This is a genomic window from Aquirufa ecclesiirivi, assembly GCF_011250515.1.
GTDB classification, from domain to species: Bacteria; Bacteroidota; Bacteroidia; order Cytophagales; family Spirosomataceae; genus Aquirufa; species Aquirufa ecclesiirivi.
Map to the genome: position 1 here is coordinate 750257 of NZ_JAANOP010000001.1, position 16160 is coordinate 766416.

The window sequence follows — 16160 nt, forward strand, 5'->3', positions numbered from 1 at the left end:
ATGACAAAAGAATTTTTACTAGTCTTAGATGATGAAATAGCGCGCATGGAACAGGGAAAGCAACCTGTGGAACTGTATGAGCCTATTCAGTATTTAATGGCATTAGGAGGGAAGCGTATTCGTCCCGTAATGTGCTTAATGGCCTATTCATTATTTCGAGATGATTGGAAAAAACAAGTAAAACCAGCCTTATCCATCGAGGTATTTCACAATTTCACTTTAATGCATGATGATATCATGGATAAAGCTCCACTGAGAAGAGGTAAGCAAACGGTGCATGAGAAGTGGAATGACAACATAGCGATACTCTCTGGTGATGTGATGTTGGTAGATGCATATCAGTTTTTAAATCAAATAGATGGAGTAAGTCTAACTCAATTTCAATATATCCTAGAACGCTTTAGTCGAACCGCAGCTGAAGTTTGCGAAGGACAGCAGTGGGATATGAATTTTGAAGAAAGGGAAGATGTACAAATTGCTGAGTACATAGAAATGATACGGTTAAAGACCTCAGTATTGTTAGGATTTTCGATGGAGTTGGGCGGCTTATTGGCTCAGGTAGATCAAGGCATTGCTCAGCAATTGTATCACATAGGGGAGTTTGTGGGTTTAGGATTTCAATTAAAAGATGATTTGTTGGATGTTTATGGAGACCCAGAGAAATTTGGGAAGCAAGTGGGAGGGGATATATTGGCCAATAAAAAAACCTATTTATTGATTCGGGCTTTGGAATTATCTCAAGGAGAAATTCGCGAACGTTTGACCTATTGGATCAATCAAAAACAGTTTGATGCTGTTGAGAAAGTTAAAGCAGTTACAGAAATTTACACACAATTGGGCTTGAAAGAGGAGGTCGGTTTGCAAATTCAATCCTATTTTGATCAGGCATTTGCGGGAATGGAAGCACTGCCTTTGCCACAAGAAAAGAAAAATACCATGTTGGGATTTATGGCAGGGTTGGTTGATCGAGAAGTTTAATGTAGTTTTGTGGCAATTAAACTAGCTTCATCACGAAGCTTTTTGTTTTATGGGGGAATCGATCAGTTTTATCATTATTATCATTACCGTCCTGGTATCTTTGTTGTGTTGGCAAAAGCCTGCTCTCATGGATAGTATGACCATGAATCCATACAAAATTAATCGTAGGAATGAATATTGGAGGTTTATTACTTCGGGATTTATTCATGCAGATTTTACCCATTTGTTTTTCAATTTGTTTTCCTTCTTTTTCTTTGGCTTACAATTAGAAAACATATTTACCATCTTATACCCAGAGTCAGGCCAAATTATTTTTGTTGTATTTTATGTGACAGCTATCGTAGCGGCTGATTTACCAACCTATTTTAAGCAAAGTAAAAACTCGCATTTTAATTCCTTGGGGGCTTCAGGAGCTGTTTCTGCGGTTATTTTTGCAGGAATTTTGTTTTTTCCAACGGAGAAAATCTATTTATTTGGCATCTTAGGTATTCCAGGTTTTATTTACGCAGGTTTGTTTACTTGGTACTCCATCGCTATGGATCGTAGAGGAAGGGATTATGTGAATCATTCGGCTCATTTATATGGAGGATTATATGGTCTAGTTTTTGTGACTCTAATGTATCCAAAAGTGTGGTTGACATTTGTTGAACAAGTAAAAGCGATGCTTTGGTAGTAAATCAAAAACATATTGCCATCTTAGGTTCCACGGGTTCCATCGGGACTCAAACTTTGGAAGTAATTTCATTGCATCCAAATCAGTTTAAAGTGGCGGTGTTGACGGCTCAGTCAAATGCTACCTTGTTAATTCAACAAGCTTTGGAGTTTTTGCCAAGTCATGTGGTGATTGGAGATGAAAGTCAATATTCTCAGGTAAAAGAGGCTTTGGCGCATTTGCCGATTGAAGTACATGCTGGCGCGAAGAGCTTGGAATATGTGGTTTGCTTGGATGAGGTGGATGTGGTGTTGACAGCATTAGTAGGTTATGCTGGATTATTGCCCACCGTGCGTGCTATTGAAGCCAAAAAGCCCATTGCACTAGCTAATAAAGAAACATTAGTTGTTGCTGGGGCATTGATTATGCCTTTAGCGGCAAAGATGGGTGTCCCGATTTTACCCGTTGATTCAGAGCATTCAGCCATATTTCAATGCTTGATGGGTGAATCACACAATCCCATTGAGAAAGTAATATTGACTGCTTCTGGAGGACCATTTCGGTCTTGGAAGAGGGAACAATTAGCCAAAGTGACAAGGGAGCAAGCTTTAAAGCACCCCAATTGGACTATGGGCGCTAAGATAACCATTGATTCAGCTAGTCTGATGAACAAAGGTTTGGAAGTCATTGAAGCCGCTTGGTTATTTCAAGTAAACGCGAATCAAATTGATGTAGTTGTTCACCCCCAATCCATTGTTCATTCCTTGGTTCAGTTTCAAGATGGATCGATTAAGGCTCAGTTGGGTTTACCCGATATGAAATTACCAATCCAATTTGCTTTGGCTTACCCCAATCGCTTGGAAGTGGATTTTCCTCGATTCAATTTTGCCGCTTATCCCAATTTGACATTTGAAGAGCCCGATATGGCTACTTTTAGGAATTTGGGATTGGCATTTAAGGCATTGGATAAAGGAGGAAATATGCCCTGTATATTGAATGCTGCCAATGAAATAGCTGTGGCGGCTTTTTTAGAGGATAAAATTGGCTTCTTAGAAATGTCTGATTTGATATCCGAAACCATGGAACGTGGAACTTTTTTGGCTAATCCGACATTAGAAGACTATGTTCAAAGTGATCAATTAAGTAGAGAATTAGCTACCCAATGGGTAGTAAACAATAGTAAATAGCAATTAAAGCAAGATTATGGAAGGTTTGATTATGGCGGGGCAATTGATTTTAGGATTGTCCATATTGGTAACATTGCACGAGTTTGGTCATTTCATTACCGCGAAATGGTTTAAAATGCGCGTAGAAAAATTTTATCTGTTTTTTGATTTTCTATTCCCAATTCCTTCTTTATTAAACTTTGCTTTATTCAAGAAGAAAATTGGAGATACAGAGTATGGTTTAGGCTGGTTTCCTTTAGGTGGATATGTGTCGATCGCTGGCATGATTGATGAAACACAAGATGCGGCTACTTTGGCTAAAGAACCTGAGCCTTGGGAATTTAGAGCTAAACCCGCTTGGCAGCGATTGATCGTGATGCTAGGAGGGGTGATTGTGAATGTCATCACAGGTGTTGTTATTTTTATTTCATTGACCTATTCCAATGGGAATAATTATATTTCCAAAGAGGAATTAAATCAAAATGGAATAGTTGCTCTGGAATTAGGCCAGCATATTGGACTAAAAACGGGGGATAAAATTATCCGTGTAAATGGAGCGGATTATAAACAATTATCCGATTTGCGTTCGTCGGATGTACTACTAGGAGATAATTCGTATTATACAGTATTACGTGATGGGAAAGAGATAAACATTCAAATTCCAGCTAATTTTATTGGCCAACTAAGCGATAAAAAGGCAGCTTTCATTGAGCCCATGACGAAATTTAAAGTCTTGGAAGTAACGGCTCCTAATCCTCCAAGTTTATTGGACAAATGGTTAGGTAAAGATTCAGAAGAGATGTTACCAGCCTTGTCTGCCGGTTTGAAAGCAGGAGATTATATTACAGCAGTCAATCAAACTCCGATTCAATTTTACCATGAGATTCGCGAGGTATTAAGTAAGGAAGCAGGAAAGCCTATTCGTTTGGCTATACTTCGACAAGGAAAAGCGGACACCTTGGAAATGGTGGTCGCCAAATCTGGCCAAATCGGTTTTCAGGCGGATATTTTAATGAAAATGTCGCATGAAGATTACAGTTTTGGTCAATCTGTAGGTATTGGATCCAAGCGTGCATTTTCAGTTATCACGGATAACATTCGTGGATTCAAGAAAATAGCTACTGGTGATGTATCGGCTTCGAAAGCATTGAGTGGCCCAATAGGGATCGCGCAAATGTTTGGAGGAGTTTGGGATTGGACCAGATTCTGGATGTTAACAGGTTTGTTATCTATGGCATTGGCTTTCTTCAATGTGTTACCTATTCCGGCTTTAGATGGAGGCCATGCGATTTTCTTATTGTATGAGATGATCACTGGAAAACCTGCATCAGATAAGGTAATGGAACGTGCACAACAAATCGGTATGATTTTATTGTTAGGTTTAATGGCTTATACTTTTGGAAACGATATTTTTAAGTCTTTCTTTTAAACATTGAAAAAACAGCTTTTTTTCTTTCTTTTTTTCCTTTTCTTATCTGTTGATAGTGTAGCAAACAAAGAGCGCCATCCTTTCCACACGAGTGTTACGGAATGCGTGTACAATGAGAAGGAAAAATCCTGGGAGATAGCTATTCGCTTATTTCAAGATGATTTGGAACAAGGCCTCAGTAGTTTTCATGGGAAAAGAGTGAGCTTTGAGAAAGCTTCTAACATAGATGAATTATTAGAACCCTACATTCGCAAGCATTTTGGATTTCAAATAAATAAGCAATTACAAACGCCTTATCGCTGGATAGGCTGGGAGCCTAATCCAGATGTGATTTGGGTCTATTTGGAAATTCCTTCGGATCAGGATTTAGCCGGAGTGTTTGTTTTGAATGATCTTTTGGTGGAACAATTCCCTGATCAAACTAATTTGCTACATTGTGCTCGAGGAGTAAAAAAGAAATCGTTTCTATTTCAAAAAAATCAAGTTCTCCATCAGATTATGTGGTAATTTATCTGCCAACTTGTCTTATGGCATGAAAATTGTTTATGCTCCGTTTGTCTTTCAAGATTGGAGGGTAAGATTAAATAAATGTGTGTATGAATAATCCAAATGACCTTTTTAAGCATTTGAGCCTATCGGACATTTCCGATTTCGAAAATATTGAGTTAATTCCTATTGGTGCTGAGGGATTGGAAAATAATGACAAAATGAGCGTTTTGTCAGACGAACTTCCTATTCTGCCAATTCGTAATATTGTTTTATTCCCTGGTATGGTGATACCCATTACGGTAAGTCGCCAGAAATCAGTACGATTAGTAAAAAAAGCGTACAAAGGAGATCGAACCATCGGAGTATTAGTCCAAGCGAATAATTCAAAGGAAGAGCCTCAGCCTGATGATTTATACAAAGTGGGCACCGTCGCACACATCGTCAAGATGTTTGTTCTTCCTGGTGGAAACACCACCATTATTGTTCAAGGGCGCAAGCGTTTTGAGGTCAGGGAATTCATTAAAACAGACCCCAATTTAATAGCGAAAGTGAACTATTTGGAAGACAATTTTCCTAAGAAATTGAACAAGGAAAATAAGGCACTGGTTTCTACATTAAAGGAATCAGCGTTGAAAATATTGAATTTGAATCCTGAGATTCCAAGGGAAGCCCAGATAGCATTAGATAATATTGATTCATCTGCCTTTTTAGTGCATTTTCTTTCTTCCAACATTAATGCTGAATTAAAGGATAAACAAGAATTACTAGAAACCTTGGATGGAATAGAGCAAGCTACGCATCTGTTGGAATACATGATGAAGGAAATTCAGCATTTGGAATTAAAGCGAGAGATTCAAAGTAAAGCTAGCAGTGATATTGACCAGCAACAGCGAGATTATTACATTCGTCAGCAAATCAAAGTCTTGCAAGAGGAGCTTGGAGTAGAAAGTCCAGAACAAGAATTGGATGGTTTGCGCGCTAAGGGCGCTAAGAAAAAATGGTCTAAAGAAGTCAATGATTTTTTCTTGAAAGAATTGTCTAAGCTTCAAAGGACCAACTCCATGTCGGGCGAATACCCGATGTTGATGAACTTTGTCGAGCTTTTGGTTGACTTACCTTGGTCAGAATATACCAAAGATCATTTTGATTTGATTAAGGCTAAAAAGATATTGGATGCTGATCATTTTGGATTGGAAAAAGTCAAAGAGAGAATCATTGAATACTTAGCGGTACTGAAGATGAAGGGAGACATGAAAGCACCTATTTTATGCTTATATGGCCCTCCAGGTGTAGGAAAGACTTCTTTGGGAAAAAGCGTAGCCAAGGCATTAGGACGTAAGTATGTCCGTATGGCTCTTGGAGGATTACGTGATGAAGCTGAAATTAGAGGTCATAGAAAAACCTACATTGGTGCTATGCCAGGAAAGGTGATTCAAAACATTAAAAAGTCGGGATCTTCCAATCCAGTATTCATCTTAGATGAGATAGATAAAGTAGGTTCAGATCACCGAGGTGACCCGTCGTCCGCTTTATTGGAAGTATTGGATCCAGAACAAAACAATAGTTTTATGGACAATTACTTAGAGGTCGAGTTTGATTTATCTCGAGTGATGTTCATTGCCACAGCTAATAACTTAGATACGATTCATCCGGCTTTGCGTGACCGTATGGAGATCATTGAGGTGAGTGGTTATACCATGGAGGAAAAGGTGCAAATTGCTAAAAAGCATTTGTTGCCGAAGCAAAAGAAAGAGCATGGTTTGGAAAAGGCAGACTTTAGTATGACTGATACTGCCATCCAAAAAGTGGTAGAAGGATATACGCGTGAATCGGGTGTTAGAAAATTAGAACAAGAGCTGGGGAAAGTGGTTCGAAAAATCACCAAATCTATTGCTATTGGAGAAGAGTATCCTCACAAATTACAAGCTAGTGATGTGGTCCGTTTATTGGGACAAGAAAATTTTGAGAACGATTCATACGAGAGCAATGAATACGCAGGCGTTGTCACTGGATTGGCCTGGACACCTGTGGGTGGAGATATTTTATTCATTGAAACCTTATTGAATCGTGGTAAAGGACAGTTGACTTTATCGGGTCAATTAGGGGATGTAATGAAGGAATCGGCCATGGCAGCTTTGAGTTTTTTGAAAGCCCATGCTGATTTATTGGATATCGATTATCGAATTTTTGATCAATATAATTTACATATTCACGTTCCGGCAGGTGCGGTGCCTAAAGACGGCCCTTCGGCAGGAATTACCATGTTGACTGCGATAGCTTCGGCTTTGACACAAAGGAGGGTAAAGCCTAATTTGGCCATGACGGGAGAAATAACCTTGCGAGGGAAAGTGCTTCCAGTTGGAGGAATTAAAGAAAAGATTTTAGCAGCTAAGCGCGCAGGAATCAAGGAAATTATCTTGTGTCAAAAGAATAGAAAAGATATCGAGGAAATTGAACCGCGGTATATTACGGATCTAACTTTTCATTATGTAGAAAATGCGATGGAAGTTTTAGCCTTGGCCTTATTGCATGAGCAAGTTAAAAATCCAGTACATTTTGTGCTTCAGGATGAGGCTAAACCTAACTCATCGGTAGTGGTATAGGTGATTTCACCTATGTCTAAGGCGTATTGAATGATTCGGATGGCTTCTTCTTTTGAAAGAGGGCGGAGGCAATCTACTAGATTTTGTAAACTTAAAGAACCGTGTTGTAGGTAATGTAAAATTAGTTTACGTTCACTTTCATGACTTTCAGGATAGGCCTTCCCCGTGGAGGCCTTTTTTTGTTCAATGCAGGTATCGCAAATACCACATTTTTTGTCCAAATTTTCTCCAAAATAAGCAACAAGTAATCGGGTTCGACATATTTTTTTATCTCGAACATAATGCTCTACAGCCTTGATTTTGCTGAGACTTCGGTCTTTCTTTTTATGGTAAGAGGTCCAGTCGATGGGTAACTGAGATACAGAGGCCCTTGGACTGAGCAGCGTTAATTTTGGTAAGCCATTTTGTTTGTCGTAATCCAGAATATCAAACTTTTCAAGCAGGGCTAAACTTCGTTCTATCTCAGCAACAGGAGCTTTGAATTGTTGGGATATGGCTGATTCTGAAATAGGAACAAATTGTTGGTAGAGATTTCCACCGAACATCCTTAAAAGACATTTTATAAACGATTCAAATTTTTCGTTGCGAATTTGAAAATCATATAGTTCTGTGGCAGAAACATTGATTTTGATTTTGGATGGATTTTGGTAGGCGTCATTTAATAAAAATAGGCCTTCATTTTCCAATGTTTTAATAGCAAAAAAGGTTTCAGATGGTGGAAGATTGAATCGCTTAGCCATGTCGGACCAATCAAAATCATAGTGCATTAATTCCCCACTACCTTCAGGGATTTGTAAATAATTGCTGATGGCTTGATATACTTTTTTTAGAACGTCTGCTTCGGGATAGGATTTAGACCATTGCGTGCTGAGTTCAATGACATCTTTTTCTTCGACTAAAATAGCGGCATAGGCTTTCTTCTCATCGCGACCGGCTCGACCAGCCTCCTGGTAATAAGCTTCTAAAGTATCGGGTAAATCGAGGTGGACCACTAGCCGTACATCGGCTTTATCTATTCCCATTCCAAAGGCATTGGTGGCTACGATGGTTTGAATATGACCATCAATCCATTCTTTTTGTCGGGAACTTCTTTCTTTGGGATCTAGACCCGCATGATAAAAAGTAGAGGAAATTCCATGATGTTGGATCAATTCACTGATTTGCTGGGTCTTTTTTCTGTTTCTGACATAGACAATGGATGACCCAGGAACCCTTTGAAGCATTTGAATTAGCTTTTTTTCTTTGTTTTCCTCCCAGATTACAGAATAAGAGAGGTTAGCCCGACTGAAGCTTTTTTGGAAAATCTGAGGTTTTTTGAAATCCAGCTTTTGTAAAATGTCGGCTTTGACTTCTGGGTTTGCACTTGCTGTCAAGGCCATGCAAGGAGTATTAGGGAATAAATTTTTGAAAGATAGAATTTCCAAATAAGAAGGGCGGAAATCATATCCCCATTGAGATATACAATGGGCTTCATCTACAGCAATCAGCGAAATGGTCATTTGCTTAGCTCTTTCCAGAAATAATTCTGTTTTTAGTCGTTCTGGGGAGACGTATAAAAATTTGATATTTCCATAAATGCAATTATCGAGCAGTATATCGATTTGTCTCGGATGCATGCCTGAAAAGAGAGCTTCGGCAGCGATGTTTCTTTGTTTTAGCTGGTTTACTTGATCTTGCATTAAGGCAATCAAAGGCGAAATTACGAGGCAAATGCCTTCCATGGCCATGGCTGGAACTTGAAAGCAAATGGATTTTCCACCACCCGTAGGTAATAATGCCAGGGTATCTTTTTTGTCCAATATAGAATGGATTATCTCTTCTTGTAGGGGTCTAAAAGAGTCGTAATTCCAGTATTTTTTAAGAATGGCGTGGATATTGTGCATAGCTAATTCAAAGCTACCAAAAAATTAAGCAAGGAGTTCATGCATAAACTGGAGAAAATTTGAAGAGATAAATGAATTAATGAGGTCTTGATGGTGAAATTTTATACGATTCCAATTAAATTTAGGAATAAATATACACGTATGTTGACAGAAAAGGACAAATTACAGTTAGGTAAACGAGGTATTAGTGAACAGGATGTAAATCAGCAAATTGATTATTTTAAACAAGGATTTCCTTGGATGAAGTTAGATCGTGCTGCCAGTATTGGTAACGGTATTATTCATTTGTCGGATGCGGATGTGGATCGTTATGTCAAGCGATTTGAAGAGGCTAAAAAGACTATGTCCATTTTGAAAATGGTGCCTGCATCGGGAGCCGCGACCCGTATGTTTAAATCATTGTTTGAGCATTTGTCGGAAGCAAAACCCAATAAGGAATCTTCAGTATTTTTTGATCGACTTAGTGAGTTTGCCTTTGCTCCTGAATTGAAGAAATTGTTGCCTGAGTGGTCAACAGAACAAGAGATTTTAGAAAACTTATTGTTGAGTAGGGGCTTGGATTATGGATCATTACCCAAGGGTTTATTGTCATTTCATTATTATGAGGATGAAGTAAGAACGCCATTAGAGGAGCATTTAGTGGAGGCGGTAGAATATGCTTCAGATGGGAAGGATGCGTATTTGCATTTTACTGTTTCTCCTGAGCATCGTAGTCGTTTCGATGCCTTGGTGAATCAAGTAGTACCTAAATTAGAAGAAAAATTTCAAGTGAAGTTTCATATTAGTTTTTCTGAACAAAAGCCAAGCACGGATACCGTTGCAGTAGATATGGATAATAATTTATTCCGTGAAGCGGATGGGTCCATGTTATTTCGTCCTGCTGGACATGGTGCTTTATTGGAGAATTTAAATGATTTGGACGCGGATTTAATCTTTATTAAAAATATCGATAATGTGGTTCCTGATAAATTAAAAGAAAGTACCATTATTTATAAGAAGGCATTAGGAGGATTATTGGTAGAGATATTGGATAAAATTAAAGTCTATACTAAATTGTTGGAAGGAGAGGTTAGTACTTCTGTTTTACAAGAAATTCAGGATTTTGCCACAACTTATTTAGGAATTCTTCCCGGGAAAGCTTGGGATGCACATAGCCAAGCAGAGAAATTAGCCTTATTCAAAATGATTTTTAATCGCCCGACGCGTATTTGTGGAGTGGTAAAAAATACAGGAGAGCCTGGCGGCGGGCCATTTTGGTGTCGGGATCAAGAGGGAAATAGTACACTGCAATTGGTAGAATCTGCCCAAGTAGATATGTCCAATGAATCACAGAAGGCCATTTTTACAGAATCAACTCACTTTAATCCGGTGGATTTGGTTTGTGCAACGAAGGATGTCAATGGTAAGTCGTTTGATTTACTTCAGTATCGTGATATGAGTACTGGGTTTATTACCGAGAAAACGAAGGATGGCAAGAAGCTAAATGCACAGGAATTACCAGGTTTATGGAATGGAGCAATGGCCTACTGGAATACCATTTTTGTGGAGGTTCCGTTGGACACCTTCAATCCGGTAAAAACTGTAAATGATTTATTGAGGCCGTCACATCAAAATTAAGGGACGTTTTGTTCCTGAATAAAAAGGCTTTAATTTTGCGGCCTTTGAAAGAGATAGATATTAAAGAAAGTATATAAATGCTTGATTACAAAAACCTTGCTTGGCGTCCAGGCAAGGTTTTTTTTGTTCAGTTTCTTGGTCAAAATTATCAAGTTTTTCATATTATTTTGAGTAGGAAAGGCTATTTTTGTGCTCTTATTACTTGGTGAATTTTGAGAGATTTTTGAAACTTAAGATTTGTCAACAGATTTGTCAACTTTTAAAAAGTTGACAAATCTAAGCGATGGGGCAGAATGATCCTTCACGCGATATTAAGTGATTGGAAATACTAGTAATCATCAGGAAGTGCTTGCAACTGAAAATTATGAAATCAATAGTTGATATTGCATGGAAAACTAATTAAGTAAATTTCAATAGAATTTATTCAAAATAAATATGGCATTAGAACAAACATGGCGATGGTTCGGACCCAATGATCCGGTAAGTTTATCGGATGTCAGACAAGCTGGCGCAACGGGTATTGTGAATGCATTGCATCAAATTCCGAATGGTGAAGTTTGGGAGTTAGAAGATATTTTGGAAAGAAAGCAAATTATTGAATCGGCGGGTCTAAGCTGGTCGGTAATTGAAAGTATCCCTGTTCACGAGGCAATTAAAACGCGTTCGGGCAACTTTAAGACATATATAGAGCGATACAAGCAATCGATTCGTAATTTGGCAAAAGCGGGATTGGATACCGTTTGTTATAATTTCATGCCAATTTTGGATTGGACTCGAACCGATTTGGATTTTGAACTACCTGATGGCTCAAGAGCTTTGCGCTTCGATGCAGCTGAATTTGCAGCATTTGAATTATATTTATTGAAAAGACCAGGTGCTGAAAATCATTATAGTTCAGAGCAAATCCAACGTGCCAAGACTTGGTTTGATCAGTCCAGCCCAGCTCAACGAGAGAAGTTGATCCGTAATGTAATAGCAGGATTACCTGGTAGTGAGGAAAGTTTTACTTTAGTTTCCTTTCAGGAAGCCTTAGATACATACACACATGTGGGCGAGGCTGAATTAAGGGAGCATTTGTATGAATTTATTCGGGAAATTACGCCTGTAGCAGAAGAATCTGGCGTCAACTTATCCATCCACCCTGATGATCCTCCTTATCCTATTTTGGGTTTACCACGTGTGGTTAGTACAGAATCTGATGCCAAGCAATTGTTAGCAGCTTATGAAAGCCCTAATAATGGATTGTGCTTCTGTACAGGAAGTTATGGCGTAAGAGAAGATAATGATTTGGTCGGTATGATAGAGCGATTGGGTGATCGAATTAATTTTATCCATTTACGAGCGACTCGTCGCGATGAATTTGGTAACTTCTATGAAGCAGACCACTTGGATGGGGATGTAGATATGTTTGGCGTGATGAAAGCCTTGGTATTGGAGCAAAAAAACCGAATTTCCCAAGGGAGAAAGGATGTTAGAATGCCATTTAGGCCGGATCATGGGCACAAAATGTTGGATGATTTGCAAGTAGGTAAAAAGACTAATCCGGGGTATACCGCTATTGGTCGATTGAGAGGATTGGCTGAACTAAGAGGACTAGAATTGGGAATCGAAGGATTTTTGAAATAAAATTCCAAAATGATGTTTTGAATTCTATTTCTAATTGCTAACTTTGCACCCCCATTACTATGGCATTGCTCTATCCAAATGAGTTTAAGCGATTTAAAGGGACAAATAAAGATTTAACATTTAAACGGTAATTATTTAAAATGCCAACTATTCAGCAATTAGTGCGCAAGGGCCGTGAGCAAATGACTTGGAAATCTAAGTCACCTGCTTTGGATTCTTGTCCACAAAGAAGAGGAGTTTGTACACGTGTGTACACAACTACTCCAAAGAAACCAAACTCAGCTATGCGTAAGGTAGCTCGTGTTCGTTTAACCAACCAGAAAGAGGTGAATGCCTACATTCCAGGTGAGGGTCACAATTTGCAAGAGCACTCGATCGTATTGATTCGTGGTGGTCGTGTGAAAGACTTACCAGGTGTACGTTATCACATCATTCGTGGAGCATTGGACACAGCCGGTGTATCTGGTCGTTTACAATCTCGTTCTAAGTATGGTGCTAAGCGTCCTAAACCAGGTCAAGCAGCAGCTCCAGCTAAGAAGAAGTAATATTTTTTAACACAAAGATCCAGTATGCCTCGGTGAAGGCAGAAGGTTGGGTCGACATTAAACATTAACACCATGAGAAAGGCGAAACCAAAAAAGCGCTATTTATTGCCAGATCCTAAATTTAGGGATGTATTAGTAACTAAGTTTGTAAACAACTTGATGTATGACGGTAAAAAATCAGTGGCATTCACTATTTTTTACGATGCTTTAGATAAAGTAGAAGAGCGTACAAAAGAGAATGGATTAGAAACTTGGAAAAAAGCATTAAACAATGTAATGCCATCTGTAGAAGTAAAGAGCCGCCGTGTTGGTGGAGCTAACTTCCAGGTTCCAACGGAAGTGCGAGCTGAACGTAAAGTTGCGTTAGGAATGAAGTGGTTAATTGGATATGCAAGAAAAAGAGGCGACAAAACAATGATGGATCGCTTAGCGAATGAAATCATTGCTGCATCTAAAGGTGAGGGAGCTGCTGTGAAGAAGAAGGATGATACCCACCGTATGGCGGAAGCGAACAAAGCGTTCTCACACTTCCGTTTTTAATAAATGATTCTTTAGAAGGGCCAACCGCAAGGTTGGCCTTTTTTATTTAAGCTGATTTTTATCACAATTTGAGAATTTGGCAAATCTTGATAAAATGTTTAGCTTTGGTCAGTTCCTATTTAATCCCTATTGACAAATGATTTCTAAGAAGGCAAAGTATGCTTTGAAGGCGTTAAAAGTGTTAGCTCAGGCTTATGAAAAAGGCCCGTTGTTGATCTCACACATTGCAGAATCAGAGAATATTCCTAAGAAATTTTTAGAGGCTATTCTATTGGAGTTAAGAAATCATGGGATTTTACAAAGTCAAAAAGGTAAAGGCGGAGGTTATTATTTACGTATTCCTCCAAGTCAAGTGACTTTTGCCAAAATTATCCGAATTGTGGATGGCCCGATTGCGCCAGCGCTTTGTGTATCCTTGCATTTTTATGGTAAGTGCGACGACTGTGCCAATGAGGAAACCTGTAAGTTGCGTTCTGTTTTAGCTAAATGGCGTGATGCCAATTTATCTGTTTTGGAAAAAACAACTTTAGAAGAGCTGATCTAGGCTATTCGTATAAGTGATCTAAATTCTTTTCTTTTACCTCTTCCGCATCAAGCTCTAGGAACTCTTCCCAGAATGAATTGTTTGGCACTGCTGCTTTGCAAATAATGGGTGTTTTCTTGATAGGATGAACAAAGTATAATCTCCTGGCATGTAGGTTGATACTGGCATCGGGGTTTGGTCGGTCATAACCGTATTTGATATCTCCTCGGATAGGACAGCCCAATGTGGCCAATTGTACGCGAATTTGATGAGGTCTACCAGTAATGGGTTCCACTTCGATTAAGTAGTGAAGGTTAATTTTTCCTAAAAGCTTGTAGTTTAATTCAGCTTTTTGAGCTTTGTCTTCTGGGTAATCGTATGCGGTAGTGGTGTTTTTGGCTTCATTTTTTAAAAGCCAATGTGTTAACTTTCCTTTGATAGGATCAGGTTTTCTGCGGGTTACTGCCCAATAGGTTTTTTGAATTTCTCTTTTACGAAATAGTTCCATCATACGTTCCAAAGCCTTGGAAGTACGCGCAAATACTACTAGGCCACTCACAGGGCGGTCTAAACGGTGCACAGGATGCAAGAAAACCGCACCTGGTTTTTGGTATTTTTCCTTGATGTAATCTTTCAATACATCGGTTAAAGTACGGTCGCCAGTACTATCTCCTTGAACCAATATTCCTGCCCTTTTATTCACTATTAGCAGGTGATTGTCCTCGTATATGATGTGGTAGTCTTTCATTTTAATCCATCAACAAGGCCTGAATTGGCTCAGTCTTGCGTTTACAAAGGTAGGACAATTAATTTGTAAAATTTTTCAGAGGAAGATTAGAGACGCGTATTCACAGGTAAAATGCACCAATTCCATACCATAAGTTGTCTTTTAAATCTTTTTTTTCGTTTTCAAATTGCTGATTTAATTCGATTCAATATTTCCTTTTTTTAAGAATAAACTCATTATTCCTAAGTTGATAATGGCGAACAGCATGAATTCTATTTGCCATTTTTCTGTTTTATTAACTCCAAAATATAATTGTAAAATAATGGTGCTTACAAAATAGAAGCTTGATATATAACTATTAGGGTATTTAAAATGGAAGTTTTTGTTAATCCATATGATAATTATTGCCAGAATTAAATAAATAACGATCGAGACAAGAAGTTTTATCCAGTAAGATGTGTCAAATAAGAGATTAGAACTAACATCATAAAGATGTTTGCCGAAAAAAAAGAGGGTAAGATTGAAAGTGGCTAGCCAAGGTATTTTAGGGAAGTTCATTTTGATTTGATTTTAGTTTTTGGACTTTATGATATAGAGGATCAGAATGTAGTTCAAATTGATTATTAGACTTTATAGCTATTTACTGAAATACTTAGCTCCTAAGGCAGTGGTATTTCTAATAGACCTTCTGAATTTTTCCCATGACTTCCGATTTTCCTTGCGATGTTTTCTCGGTGTTTTTTGATGGTAAATTGGGAGAGGTTGAGTTTTTCGGCAATTTCTTGGGAGGTGTTACCTTGTTGGATTTGGGAAATAACTTCGAGCTCACGGAGGGTAAAATCTCCTACGGGGATATGAGATGCCATGTCGGTATTGAATTAGGGTTAGGTACTGACTAGAGCCAATAATGCTGTAAATTATGAAATAAGTAAATGAAGATATATTTTTTCAAAATTTTTCTCTTTGATATTCAGCGGATTACCTGGAAGTTGATAATAAATATAAATTTTTTTTGAGCAATGATTTGGAATAAGGAAAATAAACCTACATCTTTGCACTCCGATTTAGCGACTACAACGGCAGTCGTTCGAAGTACAGAAGCCTTAGGGCTTAAAAAAAAGCAGGAATAAAAAGAGGCGAACTCGAAAACGAGTTCAATTTTTTTTGCCTGAGATTTTTTAAGGATTATAAGGGATTAAGTACACAGAGTTCTTTGACGTGTTGATAAAAGGAAAAAGTTTTTAATCATTTAAAATGGTTAAGAAGAGAAAAATAGCATTCAAGACAAGGATAATGACAATTCTTATTTTAATAGTAAGAGCAAAGTCAAACATCCAAAGAATATTTACAATGGAGAGTTTGATCCTGGCTCAGGATGAACG

Annotated in this window: 14 protein-coding genes; 11 read left to right on the forward strand and 3 right to left on the reverse strand. The window is 38.3% G+C overall.

The features are described 5' to 3' along the window. The 6 genes from G9H65_RS03235 (at position 1) to lon (ending at position 7317) form a co-directional block, all read left to right on the forward strand. Positions 1–978, forward strand: coding sequence for a polyprenyl synthetase family protein (locus G9H65_RS03235; protein WP_166373883.1), 978 nt, complete (start codon positions 1–3; stop codon positions 976–978). A 49-nt stretch (positions 979–1027) separates the two neighbouring features. Then, positions 1028–1651, forward strand: a complete 624-nt coding sequence (locus G9H65_RS03240) for a rhomboid family intramembrane serine protease (protein WP_166373884.1) — start codon at positions 1028–1030, stop codon at positions 1649–1651. Continuing rightward, on the forward strand, positions 1645–2817 hold the full coding sequence (locus G9H65_RS03245) for a 1-deoxy-D-xylulose-5-phosphate reductoisomerase (protein WP_166373885.1): 1173 nt from the start codon (positions 1645–1647) through the stop codon (positions 2815–2817). Before G9H65_RS03240 ends, G9H65_RS03245 begins: the two co-directional genes overlap by 7 nt. A gap of 16 nt (positions 2818–2833) precedes the next feature. Further along, positions 2834–4225, forward strand: coding sequence for an RIP metalloprotease RseP (rseP, locus tag G9H65_RS03250; RefSeq protein ID WP_166373886.1), 1392 nt, complete (start codon positions 2834–2836; stop codon positions 4223–4225). Between the two features lie 3 nt (positions 4226–4228). Then, positions 4229–4732 carry a DUF6702 family protein gene (locus G9H65_RS03255; RefSeq protein WP_166373887.1) on the forward strand — a complete coding sequence of 168 codons (504 nt, stop codon included), beginning with the start codon at positions 4229–4231 and terminating at the stop codon, positions 4730–4732. Between the two features lie 89 nt (positions 4733–4821). Continuing rightward, positions 4822–7317, forward strand: a complete 2496-nt coding sequence (gene lon / locus G9H65_RS03260) for an endopeptidase La (protein WP_166373888.1) — start codon at positions 4822–4824, stop codon at positions 7315–7317. Here lon and G9H65_RS03265 read toward each other — a convergent pair. Next, positions 7278–9200, reverse strand: a complete 1923-nt coding sequence (locus G9H65_RS03265; RefSeq protein ID WP_166373889.1) for a RecQ family ATP-dependent DNA helicase — start codon at positions 9198–9200, stop codon at positions 7278–7280. The two genes, lon and G9H65_RS03265, sit on opposite strands and share 40 nt — an antisense overlap. A 141-nt stretch (positions 9201–9341) precedes the next feature. On the opposite strand from G9H65_RS03265, the gene G9H65_RS03270 reads away from it, so the two are divergent. The 5 genes from G9H65_RS03270 to G9H65_RS03290 all read left to right on the forward strand — a co-directional run bounded on the left by G9H65_RS03270 (position 9342) and on the right by G9H65_RS03290 (position 14072). Beyond that, entirely contained in the window at positions 9342–10817 is a 1476-nt protein-coding gene (locus tag G9H65_RS03270; protein ID WP_166373890.1) for a DUF4301 family protein, read from the forward strand. Positions 10818–11252: 435 nt separating this feature from the next. Continuing rightward, positions 11253–12443 (forward strand): mannonate dehydratase, encoded by a 1191-nt coding sequence (gene uxuA, locus G9H65_RS03275; protein WP_166373891.1) that lies wholly within the window; start codon positions 11253–11255, stop codon positions 12441–12443. Between the two features lie 140 nt (positions 12444–12583). Further along, positions 12584–12988 (forward strand): 30S ribosomal protein S12, encoded by a 405-nt coding sequence (gene rpsL, locus G9H65_RS03280; protein ID WP_109324130.1) that lies wholly within the window; start codon positions 12584–12586, stop codon positions 12986–12988. Between the two features lie 72 nt (positions 12989–13060). Beyond that, entirely contained in the window at positions 13061–13528 is a 468-nt protein-coding gene (rpsG, locus tag G9H65_RS03285) for a 30S ribosomal protein S7 (protein ID WP_109324129.1), read from the forward strand. Positions 13529–13664: 136 nt separating this feature from the next. Next, positions 13665–14072: an RrF2 family transcriptional regulator gene (locus tag G9H65_RS03290; RefSeq protein ID WP_109324128.1), complete on the forward strand. Its 408-nt coding sequence runs from the start codon at positions 13665–13667 to the stop codon at positions 14070–14072. Position 14073: 1 nt separating this feature from the next. Here the strand turns inward: G9H65_RS03290 and G9H65_RS03295 are convergent, their stop codons facing one another. Next, positions 14074–14805, reverse strand: coding sequence for an RluA family pseudouridine synthase (locus tag G9H65_RS03295; protein WP_166373933.1), 732 nt, complete (start codon positions 14803–14805; stop codon positions 14074–14076). A 632-nt stretch (positions 14806–15437) separates the two neighbouring features. Next, the gene (locus G9H65_RS03300) at positions 15438–15644 is read right to left on the reverse strand and encodes a response regulator transcription factor (protein ID WP_166373892.1); all 207 of its coding nucleotides are present in this window, start codon (positions 15642–15644) and stop codon (positions 15438–15440) included. Positions 15645–16160 lie beyond the last annotated feature (516 nt).

Excerpts from the sequence above, each read along its gene's own strand:
- rpsG (WP_109324129.1), top strand. The coding sequence starts at position 13,061 with ATGAGAAAGGCGAAACCAAAAAAGCGCTATTTATTGCCAGATCCTAAA.
- G9H65_RS03240 (WP_166373884.1), top strand. The coding sequence starts at position 1,028 with ATGGGGGAATCGATCAGTTTTATCATTATTATCATTACCGTCCTGGTA.
- uxuA (WP_166373891.1), top strand. The coding sequence starts at position 11,253 with ATGGCATTAGAACAAACATGGCGATGGTTCGGACCCAATGATCCGGTA.
- G9H65_RS03290 (WP_109324128.1), top strand. The coding sequence starts at position 13,665 with ATGATTTCTAAGAAGGCAAAGTATGCTTTGAAGGCGTTAAAAGTGTTA.
- rpsL (WP_109324130.1), top strand. The coding sequence starts at position 12,584 with ATGCCAACTATTCAGCAATTAGTGCGCAAGGGCCGTGAGCAAATGACT.
- rseP (WP_166373886.1), top strand. The coding sequence starts at position 2,834 with ATGGAAGGTTTGATTATGGCGGGGCAATTGATTTTAGGATTGTCCATA.
- G9H65_RS03265 (WP_166373889.1), bottom strand. The coding sequence starts at position 9,200 with ATGCACAATATCCACGCCATTCTTAAAAAATACTGGAATTACGACTCT.
- G9H65_RS03235 (WP_166373883.1), top strand. The coding sequence starts at position 1 with ATGACAAAAGAATTTTTACTAGTCTTAGATGATGAAATAGCGCGCATG.
- G9H65_RS03270 (WP_166373890.1), top strand. The coding sequence starts at position 9,342 with ATGTTGACAGAAAAGGACAAATTACAGTTAGGTAAACGAGGTATTAGT.
- G9H65_RS03300 (WP_166373892.1), bottom strand. The coding sequence starts at position 15,644 with ATGGCATCTCATATCCCCGTAGGAGATTTTACCCTCCGTGAGCTCGAA.
- lon (WP_166373888.1), top strand. The coding sequence starts at position 4,822 with ATGAATAATCCAAATGACCTTTTTAAGCATTTGAGCCTATCGGACATT.